This is a genomic window from uncultured Enterovirga sp., from assembly GCF_964242715.1.
Lineage (GTDB): Bacteria > Pseudomonadota > Alphaproteobacteria > Rhizobiales > Beijerinckiaceae > Enterovirga.
In genome coordinates, this window is sequence record NZ_CAXTAZ010000025.1 from 20015 (window position 1) to 36886 (window position 16872).

A 16872-nucleotide genomic window follows, 5' to 3' on the forward strand; every position below is an offset into this window, starting at 1 on the left:
CCGGAATGACGGGCGAGGGCGTCACCGCCTCCGGAATGACGGGAGTGGCGTCCGGTGATGACGGCCAATCGATTGCGGGGTGCCGACCTCGTCGCCCAAGTGCTGGACCGGGCCGGTCTCACGACCATCTTCACGCTCTCCGGCAACCACATCATGCCGGTCTTCGACGCCGCGATCGGGACCGGCCTCCGGTTGATCCATGTCCGGCACGAGGCGGCGGCCGTGCATATGGCCGACGCCTACGCGCGGCTGACCGGCCGATGCGGGATCGCGCTGGTGACGGGCGGGGCCGGGCATACGAACGCGGTCGCGGCGCTGCCGACGGCGCTCGCCGCGGAAGCTCCGCTCGTCCTTCTCTCCGGACATGCCGGTCTGGGTGAACTCGGGCGCGGCGCCTTCCAGGAACTGGAACAGGCCGACATGGCCGTGCCGGTCACGAAGGCCTCCTGGACGGCCCGCTCGGCGGCGACGCTCGGGCACGAGATTGCGGAGGCGGTCCGGATCGCGCTGACGGGACGGCCCGGTCCGGTCCATCTCAGCCTGCCGGCCGACCTCCTCGACGAGATGCTCGACGACGAGCCCCGGCTCTGGCCGGAGGAGGCTGCCTTTCGGCCGGTCGCGCAGCCGCTCGACCCGGCCGATGCCGAGTCGGTGGCGGCCGAGATCATGAGGGCCGAACGCCCGCTGATCCTGGCCGGCCCGTCCCTCTGCCACGCCGCCGCGGGCGACGTGCTGGCGCGGCTCGCCCGCGCGAGCGGCGTGCCTTCGATCGGCATGGAGAGTCCTCGGGGCATCAACGATCCGTGTCTCGGAGCCTTCGCCGAAATGCTCGCGCGGGCCGACCTGATCGTGCTGCTCGGCAAGCCGCACGATTTCACGATCCGCTTCGGCGAACCGCCCTTCGTCGATGGAGGATGCCGCTTCGTCGTGGTCGATCCCGATCCCGACCTGATCGAGCGGGTCGCCCGCGAGAAAGGCGACCGTCTCACGGTCCGGGCCGCGGCGGATTCGGCTCCGGCGGCCGAAGCCCTGATTGGCCGGATGAACCCGCTCATTCGCGACGATGGCGGCTGGTGCGAGGAGGTCGAGGCCGCGGTCCGGTATCGCCCGCCCGCCTGGGCGACCCTCGCCTCGCCGGGGCAGTGTGGTGTCCACCCGGCCGAACTCTGCCGCGAACTCGCGATCGTGCTGGAGCGGCATCCGGACGCCATCCTCTGCTGCGACGGCGGCGAGATCGGCCAATGGCCGCAGACCATCCGGCGCGAGGGACGCCGCGTCATCAACGGCGTCGCGGGCTCGATCGGGGCGGGCGTGCCTTTCGCGGTCGGGGCGCGGGCAGCGACCGGCGCGCCGGTGATCGCCGTTATGGGCGACGGCGCCTTCGGCTTCCACCTCGCCGAGTTCGACACTGCGCTGCGGAACGGGCTGCCGATGGTGGTGGTCGTCGGCAACGACGCGACTTGGAATGCCGAGCACCAGATCCAGCTCCGCCTCTACGGCCCCGACCGGGCGCATGGCTGCGAACTCCTGCCGACCCGCTACGACCGCGTCGTGGAGGCCTTCGGCGGCTATGGCGAGCATGTCACGGCCGCGGCCGAACTCGGCCCGGCGATCGAGCGGGCGCTCGCGAGTGGGCTGCCAGCCTGCATCAACGTCGTCCTGGAGCGCGTGCCGGCGCCGGTGATCCGAAGGCCGAGCTGAAACCGATACCGACGGACCGAAAGCCGCGATCGAAGGCGGGGGAGAGACGCATGAGGATCATTCTTGCCGGTGCAGCGATCCTGCTCGCGGCCGTCGTGACGGCCGCCGCGCAATCGGCCTATCCGGCCCGACCCGTCGTCGTGCTCGTGCCGTTCGCGGCCGGCGGCACGGCGGATGCGCTCGGGCGCATCTTCGCCGAGCGGCTCTCGGCCCGGATGGGACAGCAATTCCTCATCGAAAACCGAACCGGGGCGGGCGGCAATACCGGGGTCGCGGCGACCGCGCGCGCGGCGCCGGACGGCTACACGCTCGGCGTCGCCTCGGTCACGATCGCCATCAACCCGCATGTCTACCGGGAGAAGATGCCCTTCGACCCGGCCCGGGACCTGAAGCCGCTGCACCTGATGGCGACGCAGCCGAACCTGCTCGTCGTCCATCCTTCCGTCCCGGCGAGGACGCTGTCCGAACTGATCGCCTATCTGAAGGCCAATCCCGGCCGGGAGAGTTTTGCCAGTTCAGGGGTCGGCACCTCGCTTCATCTCTGCATGGAACTCCTCATGGCGCAGACGGGGGTCACGCTCCCGCACGTCGCCTACAGGGCCTCGAACCAGGTCATCCAGGACGTCATCGCCGGCCACGTGAAGGTCGCCTGCGACAACGCCGCCAGTGCGGTGTCCCAAGTGAAGGCCGGGACCGTGCGGGGAATCGGGGTCAGTTCGCTGAAACGGCTCGAGGAACTTCCCGACCTGCCGGCCTTGGCCGAGACGCTGCCCGGCTTCGAGGCCCTGACGTGGTTCGGTTTCGTCGCGCCGGCCGACCTGCCGGCGCCGATCGCGGACCGGCTCGTCGCCGAACTCGCCGCCGTTGCGGCCGAACCCGCGGTGCAGCAGCGCCTGCGTCAGCTCAGCGCCGTGCCGAGCACCCTGGCGGGCCCGGGTTTCGGGGCCTTCATCCGGTCGGAGCTCGAGAAGTGGGGTCCGGTCGTCGAAAAGGCCGGCATCAAGATGCCGTGAGACCGGGCGCGCCCACGGCTGGATGTCGTCACGCCGGATCGTAATCCCGGTCCACGTTTGCCCCATCCACCGTCGCAAGCTCGATCACGGACGGGGCGGCGTAATCGTCGGGCAGCGCTTCCTCGTCGGCGATGGCCCGATCGATCGCCTCGATCGCAAGCTGTATCTCGACGAAGTTCGGCGCGAAATGGGAGCCGGCGGCGCCGGCCGGCATCATCTGCTCGGCCATCGCACGGCGCTTGCGCACGAAATTCTCGCGCGCCTTTCTCAGAACCTCGGCCTGGTCTTTCATCTCGATCGCCCCTCGTTCTCTTGCAGCAATGCCGGCCGTCGCTTCGCTACCCAGCCGGTCGCCTGATCATAGGCGTGCGCCACCTGCATGACCTTCCACTCGGCATGATTCGGGCCGGCGATCTGCATGCCCATCGGCAGCCCTTCCGGCCCGAACCCGACCGGTACGCTGATCGCCGGAGAATTGGCCATCGTGAAGGGGATCATCACCTCCATCCACCGATGATACGTGTCCATGGAGCGGCCCGCGATCGTCTTGGGCCAATGCGTGCCGACCGGAAAGGGGAAGACCTGCGCGCTCGGCAGGACGAGGACGTCGTAGCGCTCGAACAGCTGCCGCATGGCCTGGTAATAGGCCGAGCGGATCTGGGACGCCCGGTAGACCTCGTGGGCCGAGAGCGCGGTGCCGCGCTGCGCCTCCCATTGCGCCTCGGGTTTCATCTGCGCCCGGAGCGCCGGATCGGCGAAGATCGGCCCGAGCGTCTCCGCGACGGTCCAGGCCCGAAGCACCATCCAGTTCTCCCAGAGCGCTTCGGGCGAGAACGGAAAGGCTGCGGCTTCGACCTCCGCTCCGAGATCCGTGAAGACCCGGAGCGCCGCCTCGCAGAGGTCGAGGATCCCGGCCTCGATCGGAAGCCGGCCCCCCATGTCGCCGAGCCACCCGACCCGAAGACCCCGGACGTCACCCTCAAGCGGGCGGGTGAAGACGGCGGGATCCTCCTCGATCGCATTCGGCATGCGGGCATCGTAGCCGGCCTGCACGGAGAGGAGCAGCGCGAGGTCCGGCACCGTGCGGGCCATCGGCCCGGCGACCCCGAGCGCCGGCAGGAAGACCTCGTCGCCCCCGGCCGGCACGCGTCCGTAGCTCGGGCGGAGGCCGAACACGTTGTTGTAGGCAGCGGGGTTCCGGAGCGAGCCGGCATGGTCGCTGCCGTCGGCGACCGGCAGCATGCGGAGCGCAAGGGCGACGGCGGCGCCGCCGCTCGATCCGCCGGCCGTGCGGCTCTGGTCGTAGGCATTCAGCGTCGGCCCGAAGACTGGATTGAAGGTGTTCGAGCCGAGCCCGAATTCCGGCACGTTGGTCTTTCCGACAAAGATGGCGCCCGACCTTCGCATCCGCTCGACCATGATCGCGTCGGCATCCGGGACGGTGTCGCGCCAGATCGTCGATCCCTGCGTGGTCGCGATGCCCCTTGTCGCCGTGAGGTCCTTGATGGCCTGCGGGAAGCCGTGCAGCACGCCGCGGCGGACGCCCCGCGCGAGTTCGTCGTCTCGAGCCTTGGCCTCCTTCCTGAGCCCGGCCGGATCCTGCTGCGACACAATCGCGTTCACCACGGGATTCAGCCGTTCGATGCGGGCCAAATATGCGTCCAACGCCTCGAAACAGGAGATCTGTCGGTCGGCAATCGCTCCCGAGAGAGTGACGCTGTCCCACTCGGCGATGTCCGGGGAAGTCGACATGCTGCGCTCCACAGGCCGCTTAAGCCTCGGCGCCTCATCTAGCACGTGATGCGCGGTAGAGGAGGGCCGCCGATGGCACGATCTCTGCGCATTCTATCCGAACCCGCTCTCCGCAACTCCGGGCTACGAAACCTTAACCATGTTAAACATCAACGATGAGGCGAAGAACTTAAAAACCGAGCTCCAAATACGACGACGAAAATCCGACAGGTTGTATTAACCTTTTTCCTCCGATTGCATTTACAGCTCCTTAACTCTGCGCTTAGCTGCGTGTCAGGACGGCTGGTGGAGTGGCCCATGTTGGATGCAGCGATGGCGGTGGAGCGGTGGACGGATCTCTCCGACGGGGCGTCGGGAGGCGTCCTGGAAGCGTTGCAGAGGCGGGCTGGCGCGCTCCCGCAGATCTCGTTGACCTACGAGGCCGAGCACAAGCTGCTCTGGATCACGCTTCGGCCCGAGCCGAAGCCTGTTTTAACGCTCCCTCTGATCGAGAGCATCCGGAAGGTGCAGATATCCGTCTGGGAAATGTGGGGCAGGGCGCCCGACCGTCCCATCTTGTTCATGGCCTGCCGCAGCCGGGGTCGCGTGTATTCGCTCGGGGGAGATCTCGATTACTATCTGGACTGCCTGGCGAGAAACGACCAAGCAGGCCTTGTCGATTACGCACGCGCCGCTTCCGATGTCATCCTTATGAGCCGAAACGGGCTCAACGGCTCGGTAATCACGCTGTCGGCGGTGCATGCCCGCGTCATGGGCGGAGGCGTCGATTCGGCCCGCGGCTGCAACGTCATGGTGGCGGAGGAAGACGCGACCTTCTGCTATCCTGAGGTCAATTATAACCACTTCCCGATCTCGGCGGTGCCGATCCTGTCCAGGCACACCGGCGCTGTCGAAGCCGAGAAGATCCTTCTCTCCGGCCGAGATTACAGTGCAGCCGAGTTCCTCGATCGCGGGGTGGTGAACGCGCTCGTGCCGAAAGGCTCCGGAGAGGACTGGATCCGGCGGTATTGCGCCGGGTCCCAGGCATCCCATGCCGCCAGGGTCGCCCTGTTTGCAGCCTTCAATGCGCAATCGGGAGACCTCGCGAGTGCTCTCGAAGGGGCAGTCGCGTCCTGGGTGTCCCACATCATGACGCTCACCCCGCTCGAGATCTCGAAGCTGCAGCGCATCACGGCAGCCCAGGAGCGGATGCTGGGGCGACTGCTCAGGAATCCGGTCGAGGCACCGGCGGTGTCCTGAGGCCGAATCGGCCGGCGGCAGGCGAGGCGGGGCACGATGGTTCGACGAGCATCCGCCTCACGCATGCCCGTCCTAACGAAGCTTTGATGCAAAGCTGCACGATACATTAAGGATCACTTGCCAAGACTGCGTAGCGCGAAGCTTCACGTCGATATCCCAGCTGCCGAGCCGGGTGCTGGCGCTTCCGCAGGAGTCTTACGTGGCTGTATCGGGGACGCAAAGGCCGACCACCCGGACCGGTAAGGTCCGGACTCTGTCTTTGCTCGGTCGACCACCGTCCGACGCGATCGCCAACCCGCAGGCCTACCGCGTCCTCATCGACTCCCTGTTCTCCTCGCCGACCACGCTCGTCATCGGAACGATCGTCGGCACTCTCGCGCCCCTGTTCTGCTGGTACGCGTCGGAAAACGAGATGTTTAAGTGGTACACGCTCGCGGCTGCGATCGTGGCCGTCTTCCGCCTGAGCACACTCCTCCGCTACCGGATGGCCCGATCGGGCGGGTTTTCCATCTCGGCCTTGTGGTCGTGGGACCGCGAATACTTCGTCGGGGCGACTTTGTTCTCCCTCCTGATCGGTACGGTCAGCTTCGCGGCCCTCGCCTTCACCCACAACGTTCCGTCCCACATCATGATGATCGGGATCGTGATCTCGTTCTCGTCGGGCTACGTCGCCCGCAATGCTGGGCGGCCACGGTTCGTGATCGTGCAGCTGATCTGCTTTTGCGCGCCGATGGCGGCAGGCCTACTCGTCTCATCCGACCGCTTCTACAGCGTGATCGCGCTCTACATCGTGTTGTTCATCTTGACGAACATCTCGATCGTGTTCTCGCTCAATCGGAACCTGCTTCAGCTCGCGGCTGCGATGCGCCGATCGGAGCGCCTCGCAGCCTCTTTGCAGCACAAGAACCTGACGCTCGATTCCGCCCTTAACTCGATGACGCATGGGCTCTGCCTGTTCGGCCCCGACCTGAAGCTCGAGGTGTCGAACACCCGATTCCTCGAACTCTATGGATTATCAGCGGACGACGTTCCGGTCGGAGTGGGCGTCGACGAGATCGGCGCGAGCCTGGTGCACGCCCAGACGCTGACCCCCTACTCGGTCGCGGACCTCAAGGATCTCTGCCGGCGGGCGGCCGAATCGTCCCAGAGCGGCGAACGCGAGATGCTGTCCGAGAGCGGTCGGACCTATGTCGTCACCGTCGAGATCACGGGTGACGGCGGCATCCTAATGCTGACCGAGGACGTGTCGGCTCGGAAAGCCGCCGCGGCGCAAATCGAGCGGATGGCGCATTGCGACACCCTCACGGGACTGCCGAACCGGTTCCGGTTCGGCGAGGTCCTGAAGGCGTCGCTCAAGGCGGGCGTGAACACGGACGGAAAGCTGGCGCTCTTTTATGTCGACCTCGACGACTTCAAGGTCGTGAACGACAGCCAGGGACATGAGGCGGGCGACCACCTCCTGATCAAGCTGGCCGAGCGGCTCCTCGTCGTGATCCCCGAAGGCGGTCTGGTCGGCCGTTTCGGCGGGGACGAATTCCTGGTGCTGGTGAACGTCGCAGACGAGTCCATAGCGCTGACCCTAGCGCAACGGGTGATCGCCGATCTGGCCGAGCCGATCGACCTCCAGGGCAAGATGGTGTCGGTGACGGCGAGCATCGGGATCGCGCTCGCGCCGGAACATGGTGCGGAGCCGAGCGAGCTCATGCGGTCGGCCGACATGGCGCTCTATTCCGCCAAAGCCGGGGGCCGCAACATGGCGATCCTCTACACGCCCGCTATCGCCGACGCCCTGTCGCACCGCCGAGAACTCGAGACCGACCTGCGCGAGGCGACCCGGACCGGCCGGCTTTTCCTGAACTATCAGCCGATCGTGGATGCACGGACCAACCAGGTGCGCTCCTACGAGGCGTTGATGCGCTGGCACCACCCCGAGAAGGGCCCGATCTCGCCGGTCGACTTCATCCCGATCGCCGAGCAGACCGGACTGATCGTCGGCATGGGCGCCTGGGCGCTTCGGCAAGCCTGCGCCGATGCCACCACGTGGCCGGACAAGATCAGCGTCGCCGTGAACGTCTCGGCCTTCCAATTCAAGACCCCGAGCAAGCTCATCGATGCCGTGAAGGACGCGCTCCTGATCAGCGGGCTCAGCCCGGAACGGCTCGAACTCGAAGTGACGGAATCACTTCTGATTGCCGATCAGGAGCGCACGCTGGAGGCGATCCGGACCTTGCGCCGGCTCGGGGTCCGCTTCTCTCTCGACGATTTCGGGACCGGTTATTCTTCGCTCGCCTATCTGGCCCGCTATCCCTTCTCCAAGGTCAAGATCGACCGCACCTTCGCCGAGCATCTCACGTCGGACAGCCCGTCGCGGGCCATCATTGAGGTGGTGTGTCAGCTAGCGCAGAAATTCGGGATGCGCGTCGTCGTCGAGGGAATCGAGACCGAGGCGCAGCGGCGCGTCATCGTCGCGCTCGGTGTCGAACAGGCTCAGGGCTGGCTCTTCGGGCGGCCGCAGACGCTCGAGGCCATGACCGAGGCCCGCAGCCGGGACGCAGCCTGACCGCAACGGTGTTGCTCAGTCCCTGTCGAGGGATGGGCGGCCACGGACATCCGCATTCTCTCCTTGCCGAAGCCGCGTGATGATCCGGATGCGGCCGTCGGGCAATTCCCAGGCCTCGCCGCCCGGAGCATCATGGTCGGGTCGCCGCAGCCAGCCGAAGCTGTCCGGCCGTTCCGGCGGCGCCTGATCGGCCATGATCGGCGGCGCGGACGAGCCGCGCATGATTCGGTCCACCACCTTCTTGAACCGGTCCGGCATTCCATCCCGCCTCTGTCCGCACTCGCGGGAAGCCCGGGTCCCGGAACACGGGTCTCGCTACCGAGGCCAGTTCTCCGAAGTCACCGATCCATCGCGACGCTGTACGTGGTCAAGTTGTTCTTGAACCATTTGCCGTAACGCATGAACACCGCGGCCGTGATCTCGTCAAGATAAGATTTCGCGAAGCACTCGCCGTCCTGTGTCTTGGAACACGGGCGTCGCTGCAGGCGAAGGCGTCGGCTCGACGGAGGCAGGCGTCTCGCTTACCTCTGAGCGGCAGAGCCCTTGAACCGGGGCCCGACACGGAGCTCCTCATGCCTGCCCGCAGCGACGACGCCCTGCTCAGACCCGCACTCGGCGTGAAGGAAACCGTCGAGAGCGACCACATCCTCAGGTGGGACGGCGAACGGCTCTATGTCGAGCAGGACGTCTATCACAACGGCCAGATGGTCCATCGAAAGTATAAGCGGGGCGTGACGCCGGCGGTGGCCGCTGCCCTCGCGAAACTGATCTCGCCCGGCCAGGAGGGCTGATCCGAGGGCGGCCGGGAGGCTGGGCGCCCGTTCGCGGAGAGCCTTTGCGGCTGGTCAGGAAACCGGCTATCGCGTCCCGCTCTGGCAGGGCAGGACAGGCGAATGGTGAAGAAGGCCGTCATTCTGGCGGGCGGGCTCGGAACGCGTCTCAGCGAAGAGACCGAGCTCAGGCCGAAGCCCATGGTCGAGATCGGCGGGCGGCCGATCTTGTGGCACATCATGAAGATCTACTCCCATTTCGGGATCGACGAATTCGTGGTCTGCCTCGGATACAAGGGATACATCATCAAGGAATACTTCTCGAATTACGGCCTGCACCTGTCGGACGTCACCTTCGACTTCAGTCTCCATCAGACCACGATCCATCGCCGGCAAGTGGAGCCCTGGAAGATTACGCTGATCGACACGGGGTTCGAGACCATGACGGGCGGTCGGCTTCGCCGCGTGCGGGATTATGTCGGTGACGAGCCCTTCTGCATGACCTACGGCGACGGCGTTGCCGACGTCGACATCGGCGCCCTGATCGCCTTCCACGAATCCCATGGCCGCGACGCGACGGTGACGGCCGTGCAGCCGGCCGGCCGCTTCGGGGCCTTGCGCATGTCGGGCGACGAGGTGACCGGCTTCCAGGAGAAGCCGGGTGGCGACGGCGGCTGGATCAACGGCGGCTTCTTCGTGCTGCATCCGCGCGTCCTCGACCGTGTCGCGGACGATTCGACCGTGTGGGAGCAGGCGCCGCTCGAGGGCCTCGCCTCCGACGGCCAGCTTCACTGCTTCCGGCACGAAGGCTTCTGGCAGGCGATGGACACCCTGCGCGACAAGCGTCACCTGGAAGAGCTTTGGGCGAGCGGATCGGCACCGTGGCGGCTCTGGTAGGGCCGGATCCCGCCTTCTGGTCGGGCAAGCGCGTCCTCCTGACGGGGCAGACGGGGTTCAAGGGCGCCTGGCTCTGGCTGTGGCTTCGCCATCTCGGGGCAGAGCCCTTCGGGCTTGCCCTCGCACCGGCGACGATTCCGAGCCTCTACGATCTCGCGGCGATCGGGCAGGATGCCACCTCCCGCCTGGCGGACATTCGGGACCGAGACGCCGTAGCTCGGCTGGTCGATGAGGCGGCACCGGACATCGTCCTCCACCTCGCCGCGCAGGCGCTCGTGCGCCGCTCGTATGCCGAGCCGGTGGAGACCGTGGCGACCAACGTGCTGGGCACGATCAACGTCCTCGAGGCGGTTCGGACCACCCCGTGCGTCAAGGCCGTGGTCTCGGTCACGACCGACAAATGCTACCTGAACCGCGAATGGGTCTGGCCCTATCGCGAGGACGACGCGCTCGGTGGATACGACCCTTACAGCGCCAGCAAGGCCTGCGCCGAGATCGTCACGGCGGCCTGGCGGCAATCCTTTCTCGGCCCGCGCGGAGTCGGCGTCGCGACCGCGCGGGCCGGCAACGTCATCGGCGGCGGGGATTGGTCGCCGGATCGGCTGGTTCCAGATTGCCTGGCGGCGCTCGGCCGCGGCGAATCGATCCCGATCCGCAATCCGCGCGCGACCCGGCCCTGGCAGCATGTGCTGGAACCGCTTTGCGGCTATCTGCTGCTGGCCGAGCGCCTGTATGGGGAAAGCGGACCAGGCGCGGCCGAGGCCTGGAATTTCGGACCGGACATGGGCGACGTACAGCCCGTCTCGACCGTCGTGGTCCAAGTCGTCGACTTGTGGGGCGGGGAGGCGGCCTGGCATCTCGTCGAGGGCGCGCAGCCGCACGAGGCCGGTCTTCTCGCGGTCGATGCCTCGAAAGCGAGGGCAAGGCTCGGCTGGCAGCCAAGGCTCGGGCTGCGCGACGCCCTGGCCTGGACGGTCGAGTGGCAGCGCCGGCATCTCGCGGGCGAGCCGGCCGCGGGCCTCGTGCTCGACCAGATCAGCCGGTATGAGAGCCTCGGCTGCGACCGAGCATGAAACCGGCGGCTAAGGGAGCCAAGGCGTGAGGGAACCTGTAACAGCGGCGGCCATGGCCGGGCCGCGCTGCCGCCATTGCGACGCGCCGCTCTCGCGCGTCTTCTGCGACCTTCGCGCGACGCCGCCCTCGAACTCCTTCCTGAGGCCGGAGGATCTGTCGAAGGCCGAGGCGAGCTTCCCGCTCACGACCTATGTCTGCGACGCCTGCACCCTGGTGCAGTTGCCGGAGCACCAATCGGCCGAGGCGATCTTCGACGACTACGTCTATTTCTCGTCCTTCTCGGACAGCTGGCTCGCCCATGCGCGCGCCTATTGCGAGATGATCGTCGGGCGGCTCGGCCTTGGCCCCGACAGCCTCGTCGTCGAACTCGCCTCGAATGACGGCTATCTCCTGCAATACATGAAGGAGCGCGGAATCCCGATCCTCGGGATCGACCCGTCGCACACGGTCGCGAGGGCGGCCGAGCGGAAAGGGGTCCCGACGATCGTCGATTTCTTCGGCACCCGCCTGGCCGACAAGCTGGCGGGCGAAGGCAAACGGCCGGACCTGATCCTCGGCAACAACGTGCTGGCCCACGTGCCGGACGTGAACGATTTCGTGGCCGGCATGGCGCGCCTCCTCGCACCCGGCGGCACCGTGACGATGGAATTCCCGCATGTCGTGCAGCTCGTCGAGGGCATGCAATTCGACACCATCTACCACGAGCATTTCTCGTATTTTTCGCTGCACACGGCCGAGCGCATCTTCGCCGCCCAGGGGCTCACGCTCTACGACGTCGAGGAGATCCCGACCCATGGCGGCTCGCTCCGGATCTATGCCCGCCACGCCGCGAACGAGGCGCTCGCCGTCTTGCCGAGCGTCGCCGCCCTGAAGGCGCGCGAGGTCGCGGGCGGCTACGACCGGGCCGAGGGCTATGCCGGGTTCGATGAGAAGGTCCGCAAGGTGAAGCGCGACCTCCTGCGCTTCCTGATCGAGCTTCGCGAGACCGGCACGTCGATCGCGGGCTACGGCGCGCCCGCCAAGGGCAACACGCTGCTCAACTATTGCGGCGTCGGCGTCGATCTCCTCGACTACACCGTCGACCGAAATCCGATGAAGCAGGGCCGATACCTTCCCGGCGTCAGGATTCCGGTGAAGGCGCCCGAGGCCATCCGCGAGGACCGTCCGGATTACGTGCTGATCCTGCCCTGGAACATTCGCGACGAGGTGATCGAGCAGCTCGCCTTCATCAGGGACTGGGGCGGCAAGTTCGTGGTGCCGATCCCGGCCCTCGCCATACTCTGATGCACTTCGAGCGCAGCGATCTCGCAGGTCTCGTCCTGGTCACGCCCGAACGGCTTTCGGACGAGCGCGGCTATTTCACGAGGACCTTCTGTGCGGAGGAATTCGCGCGGGAAGGTCTGGTGAGGGCCTTTCCGCAGGCAAGCCTCTCGTACAACGCGACACGCGGCACGGTGCGGGGCATGCATTTCCAGGTCGCGCCCCATGGTGAGACGAAGCTCGTACGCTGCGCCCGGGGCGCGATCTACGACGTCGTCGTCGATCTGCGCCAGGGCGAGCCTACCTACCGGCAATGGCGCGGCTTCGAGCTCACGGCCCAGAACGGGCTCGCGCTGTATATCCCGGACGGGTTCGCGCACGGCTTCCAGACCCTGACGGACGAGAGCGAGATCGCCTACGCGATCACGCCCCCCTTCGTGCCCGGCGCGGGCAGCGGGGTGCGCCACAACGATCCCGCGATCGCCGTGCGGTGGCCCCTCCCGGTCGGCGCAATCGCGGACAAGGACCGGGCCTGGCCGCTTCTCGCGGATGCGTCCCGGCCATGAAGCGGCGCATGCTCCTCGTCGGCGGTTCCGGCCAGCTCGGGACCGAACTTCAGAGGCAGGCGCAGGACGGCTGGGACATCCTCGCGCCGGGTCGCGAGTTGCTCGACATGGCGGCTCCGAATAGCCTTGCCGGCGTGGTTGCGGAGGCGAAGCCCGACCTCGTCGTGAATGCCAGCGCCTTCCACGTCGTCGACCTGTGCGAAAACCGGTTCGCGGACGCACTCGCGATCAACGCCGTCGCGGTCTCGGCACTCGCCAAGGCTTGCGAGGCAACCAGGGCTCGATTCGTGACGGTCTCGACCGACTATGCCTTCGACGGCGCGGCCAAGGTCCCGTACCGGGAAACCGACCCGGCGAATCCGATCCAGTGCTACGGCATCTCGAAGGTCGCAGGCGAGCGGGCAGCCCTCGCCGCGCACCCGGAAGGCGCCTTCGTGATCCGGAGCTGCGGCCTGTACGGTCTTGCGCCGAGCCGGCAGAAGGCCGGCAACTTCGTCCTCAACCGTCTGGCCGATGCGAGGAGCCGGGACGTGGTCGAGATCGGCTCCGACCTTCGCTGCACGCCGACCTCGGCCGCTGATCTCGCGGCCGCTACCCTGGCCCTTCTGGCCTCAGAGGCGCCGGCCGGTCTCTACCATCTCACCAACACGGGATCATGCGACTGGGCGAGCTTCACGGCCGAGATTTATCGCTTGGCCGGCTCGGCGACGCGCGTGGTGCCGGTCGATCGCGAGGGCCGCTACGCGCCGGCGCGCAGGCCGGCCTATTCCGTGCTGGACGGCGGATTGGCTGCGGGTTTCGGGGTGAGGCTAAGGCCGTGGCAGGAGGCGCTTTCGGAATACCTCCTCACTGCTTCTCGTTGAACGCCCCCGCACCAAGACGTCGCGCATTTCGCAACGGTTAGGCTGGTCGGCCAAACCACTGTTTCAGGGCCCGGAGCGGAGCGGTCACCCGCCAGGACGTCGAGCGCTTCATCTGGTCGAGTTCGACGACGGCCTGTTTGGCGGCGCGCAGTCGATCGATCTCGGCCAGCAATACGCGATCGATGTGCCGCGCTGCGCTTTGCCCGACGAGGATCGTCTGCGTTCGAGCCAGAGGTGCGTGTATCAGCAAAAGCACCGGATCGGTCACTTTCGCCGTCTCCCCTGCGAACATCTGCCGATAGGGAGCGCTCCGGGGCGTCCCGAGAAGCTCGATGACGAGAACGGAATCGTAGAAGGTGACCCGAGTTGCTGCGCGGCCGAAGCCTTCCAGCCGCGCTCGCTCGAGGACAGGGAGATCCGGCGTTTCGAGAAAGGAATCCGCGTTCAGCCCGTCCACCAGGTCCTTGAAGTATTCGATGGCAGCACCCGGTTTGCGGAAGCCGCCGCCCCAATCTTCCCAGTAGCTGGCATGCAGGTCCTCCACGACGTATTTTCCCCCGCCGCGCAGTCGGGGAAACAACGCCTCGAATGTCGAGATGATATGATCCGAGCGGTGCGAGCCGTCATCGACGATCACGTCGAAGCTGCGGTCCCCCAGAAGGGCGTCGAGCGTCGCTTTGTCGGATGCATCGCCGACGAAGACCTCGATGCCCTCCGAGACGGTGAGCTTGCCGCATTCGGGATTGATGTCGATGCCGACGATCTCCGAGCCCTCGGGCAGGAACTTCCGCCAGATCTCGAGTGAACCCCCGTTCGACACGCCGATCTCAAGGAGCCTGATCGGCCGGCCCTCGTCGACGTAGCAGCCGAGTTCGGCCTCGTAAATCCCAAGATATTGTTCCCATTTGTCGGATTGATGGCCCACATGTTCGAAGAATAGTGTGGAGAGGGTCATGGCTGGTCCAAATCGGGGCGCGCGCAAACACTTGCGATTTGTCGCTTCCGCGAGTGGCGTCCCGAGTGGCGGACGCTCGCCCGCAAGGGAGGCGCACATAGCGTGGGGCGGCAGGGTGGCGCAAACCTCATCGGACCGGACGGCCACTTTGAAGATCCGAGTCCTCGATGTCTGGCGGCCAGAGCTCGAAACCAGGAGGTGCCGAGGGAAACGCGCTGTGGTTGTAGAACGGATCTCGCGTCAGCTGATCGCCCCAGCGCCGACGGAACGTGACGAGCTCTCCTTCATCGAGGCTGACCACCCTGGAGGCCGACTCGAAGTGGGTCAGCTGAGCGCGAGGTTCGTAGACAACAAAAAGCCCATGTTCCCGCAGTTTGAGGCAGAAATCGACGTCGTTGAAGCTGACGCCAAGCTCTTCAGTATAACCGCCGACAAGGCGACACAGATCAGCCCGCACAAGCGTACAGGCACCTGTCACAGCCAGGTAGTTTCTCGGCGCGGCAGTGCTGAAAAAATATCCGAGGTCTCGGCCGGGGTAGTGTTGCCTGACATGATCGGGGTCGCCTCTCAGCGCGACCACGCCGACATGCTGAAGGTCGCCGGCGGGATAGACGAGCTTCGTTCCGACTACGCCGACATGCTTTTTCTGGGCCTGCGAAAGGAGAGACTCGATCCAGTCTGGTGAGATTGGCTCTATGTCGTCGTTCATCAAAATGAGGTATTCGCCTTTTGCCTGTGCAATGCCGAGATTGATCTTTCTTGCTACATTGAAGACAGGATGTTCGTATCGTACGATGGTGCAACCTAGGTGTTTCAAGGTTGCCAGAGTCAGGCTCGGAATGTCTGAGTTAATGATGATCACGAACTCGATATTGTCGTAGCTTGAACTTCCCTTGATGGCACGAAGGCAGTTCACGATCAGATCGATGCGTCGGTTGCCGACCGTGATCTCCCTCGCTGCGGTCGGAATGACGATGCTGACGAGCGGCGTACCGTTGGGAACGACCCTGGATTCGTAGCAGGCCAAACCAGGAAACGACTGCTCGACGGTACCGGTTCTTTGGGTCCGGAGAAGCCGGCCTTCAAGGGCCGCACTATCCGCCGCTGGATCCAGTGCGACAGTCGCGGCCACGCTGCGGCGGCAGAGAACGATCTCCACGTGCACGACCTTCGTGGTGAGTTCCGTTGCACGCAGCGCCAGGTCGTAAGGGTTTGCGGCCTGTAGAAGCCTGACGAGCTCCGTACGGTAACACGCCGGCGCTCCAAGGTAGTTGAAGCCCTCAAGCGTGTCGGGGCTCCAGTCGGGCTTGAAGTAAGGCGCGGGTTCGCCGGCCTGATCGTCGTCCTCGTCGGCGTAGACGACATCCGGATCGTTGTTCGCCACCGCCGCGCGGGCGAGTTGATCGAGCGCATCGGCCCTCAGCCGGTCCCCAGACCGCAGTGGTAGGACAAACGTGTGTGCTGACGTGCGGACTGCCTCTTCGAAGCTCTCGGCCCTCCTGTACCTGGACACGCTGGTAGTCGGGCCGAGGACGATGATCTCGCCGGCCGCATATGTCTGTCCGTCGATCGAGGCCAGGGTGGAGGCGAGATCGCTTCGGCCAACGTCGTCGATGATGATCGTAAAGCTGGGACCCTGCCGCAAGGCGGATGTCGGTCTCTCTGTGCCAGTGCTGGTCCCCGTAACGGATCCAACTGCGGCGCCCGCGTTCGCTCTCCGAGCAGTCCCGGACACTGCCAGCAAGCGCAGGATCGTCGCCCATTGACCATCGGGCAGCAATGCCTGGACGCGAAGCAGCGAGAGGCCGAACGAGACTGGGACAGTAAGGTCTATGCCGCATCGGCTCGGCAAGGGTGCATAGCAGGTGAACGCGGTGACGAGGTCTGGCCTATGCACCAGTTGCGGTTCGACGATGCCGTGGTGGCTTCGAACTCGGAGCGGAATGATCGTTCCTTCGTCCAGGTCGACCGCCCAACCATAGATGCGGACCGTCCTGTTAGCGAAGACGAGCGGCACATTCGAATCCGGGATCGTCAGTCGGTATCTGCCATTCTTCAAACCAGGGAGGGCGCCGTAGGATTTCCCGCCCAAGAACCGGGCCAGGATCTCGAGGATGCGCAGTTTCAGGCGAAGCGGAATAAAGCGCGCAAGCGCTCGAAAACCTGCCTGTTTGGCACTCGCATTCAATGACATGACCTGTCTCGTGGCTCGGGTTTCTGAC

At 65.9% G+C, this 16872-nt stretch carries 15 protein-coding genes; 10 read left to right on the forward strand and 5 right to left on the reverse strand.

The window, feature by feature from the left end:
- Positions 1 to 57 precede the first annotated feature (57 nt).
- Positions 58 to 1701 carry a thiamine pyrophosphate-binding protein gene (locus tag ACFE87_RS13650; RefSeq protein ID WP_375460188.1) on the forward strand — a complete coding sequence of 548 codons (1644 nt, stop codon included), beginning with the start codon at positions 58 to 60 and terminating at the stop codon, positions 1699 to 1701.
- Between the two features lie 50 nt (positions 1702 to 1751).
- On the forward strand, positions 1752 to 2714 hold the full coding sequence (locus ACFE87_RS13655; RefSeq protein ID WP_375460189.1) for a Bug family tripartite tricarboxylate transporter substrate binding protein: 963 nt from the start codon (positions 1752 to 1754) through the stop codon (positions 2712 to 2714).
- A gap of 28 nt (positions 2715 to 2742) precedes the next feature.
- On the opposite strand, the gene ACFE87_RS13660 is transcribed toward ACFE87_RS13655, so the two are convergent.
- Both ACFE87_RS13660 and ACFE87_RS13665 read right to left on the reverse strand, forming a co-directional pair.
- Positions 2743 to 3006, reverse strand: coding sequence for a hypothetical protein (locus ACFE87_RS13660; protein ID WP_375460190.1), 264 nt, complete (start codon positions 3004 to 3006; stop codon positions 2743 to 2745).
- Entirely contained in the window at positions 3003 to 4466 is a 1464-nt protein-coding gene (locus ACFE87_RS13665) for an amidase (RefSeq protein WP_375460191.1), read from the reverse strand. Before ACFE87_RS13665 ends, ACFE87_RS13660 begins: the two co-directional genes overlap by 4 nt.
- 297 nt (positions 4467 to 4763) lie before the next feature.
- Between ACFE87_RS13665 and ACFE87_RS13670 the strand changes: the two genes are divergently transcribed.
- Positions 4764 to 5705: an enoyl-CoA hydratase-related protein gene (locus ACFE87_RS13670; protein ID WP_375460192.1), complete on the forward strand. Its 942-nt coding sequence runs from the start codon at positions 4764 to 4766 to the stop codon at positions 5703 to 5705.
- A gap of 259 nt (positions 5706 to 5964) precedes the next feature.
- Entirely contained in the window at positions 5965 to 8265 is a 2301-nt protein-coding gene (locus ACFE87_RS13675) for a putative bifunctional diguanylate cyclase/phosphodiesterase (protein ID WP_375460193.1), read from the forward strand.
- A gap of 15 nt (positions 8266 to 8280) precedes the next feature.
- Here the strand turns inward: ACFE87_RS13675 and ACFE87_RS13680 are convergent, their stop codons facing one another.
- On the reverse strand, positions 8281 to 8487 hold the full coding sequence (locus ACFE87_RS13680) for a hypothetical protein (protein WP_375460194.1): 207 nt from the start codon (positions 8485 to 8487) through the stop codon (positions 8281 to 8283).
- Positions 8488 to 8837: 350 nt separating this feature from the next.
- Here ACFE87_RS13680 and ACFE87_RS13685 point away from each other — a divergent pair, with 350 nt between their 5' ends.
- The 6 genes from ACFE87_RS13685 to rfbD all read left to right on the forward strand — a co-directional run bounded on the left by ACFE87_RS13685 (position 8838) and on the right by rfbD (position 13695).
- Positions 8838 to 9056 (forward strand): hypothetical protein, encoded by a 219-nt coding sequence (locus tag ACFE87_RS13685; protein WP_375460195.1) that lies wholly within the window; start codon positions 8838 to 8840, stop codon positions 9054 to 9056.
- 102 nt (positions 9057 to 9158) lie between these two features.
- A complete protein-coding gene (gene rfbF / locus ACFE87_RS13690) occupies positions 9159 to 9932 on the forward strand; it encodes a glucose-1-phosphate cytidylyltransferase (RefSeq protein WP_375460196.1) in 774 nt (257 codons plus the stop codon).
- A complete protein-coding gene (rfbG, locus tag ACFE87_RS13695) occupies positions 9917 to 11005 on the forward strand; it encodes a CDP-glucose 4,6-dehydratase (RefSeq protein ID WP_375460197.1) in 1089 nt (362 codons plus the stop codon). The genes rfbF and rfbG overlap by 16 nt, the downstream gene beginning before the upstream one ends.
- 25 nt (positions 11006 to 11030) lie before the next feature.
- On the forward strand, positions 11031 to 12290 hold the full coding sequence (locus ACFE87_RS13700) for a methyltransferase domain-containing protein (protein WP_375460198.1): 1260 nt from the start codon (positions 11031 to 11033) through the stop codon (positions 12288 to 12290).
- Positions 12290 to 12832, forward strand: coding sequence for a dTDP-4-dehydrorhamnose 3,5-epimerase (gene rfbC / locus ACFE87_RS13705; protein WP_375460199.1), 543 nt, complete (start codon positions 12290 to 12292; stop codon positions 12830 to 12832). Before ACFE87_RS13700 ends, rfbC begins: the two co-directional genes overlap by 1 nt.
- Positions 12829 to 13695: a dTDP-4-dehydrorhamnose reductase gene (gene rfbD, locus ACFE87_RS13710; RefSeq protein WP_375460200.1), complete on the forward strand. Its 867-nt coding sequence runs from the start codon at positions 12829 to 12831 to the stop codon at positions 13693 to 13695. The genes rfbC and rfbD overlap by 4 nt, the downstream gene beginning before the upstream one ends.
- A 37-nt stretch (positions 13696 to 13732) precedes the next feature.
- Here the strand turns inward: rfbD and ACFE87_RS13715 are convergent, their stop codons facing one another.
- Both ACFE87_RS13715 and ACFE87_RS13720 read right to left on the reverse strand, forming a co-directional pair.
- Positions 13733 to 14650 (reverse strand): class I SAM-dependent methyltransferase, encoded by a 918-nt coding sequence (locus tag ACFE87_RS13715; RefSeq protein ID WP_375460201.1) that lies wholly within the window; start codon positions 14648 to 14650, stop codon positions 13733 to 13735.
- A 127-nt stretch (positions 14651 to 14777) separates the two neighbouring features.
- Positions 14778 to 16844: a glycosyltransferase gene (locus tag ACFE87_RS13720; RefSeq protein ID WP_375460202.1), complete on the reverse strand. Its 2067-nt coding sequence runs from the start codon at positions 16842 to 16844 to the stop codon at positions 14778 to 14780.
- Positions 16845 to 16872 lie beyond the last annotated feature (28 nt).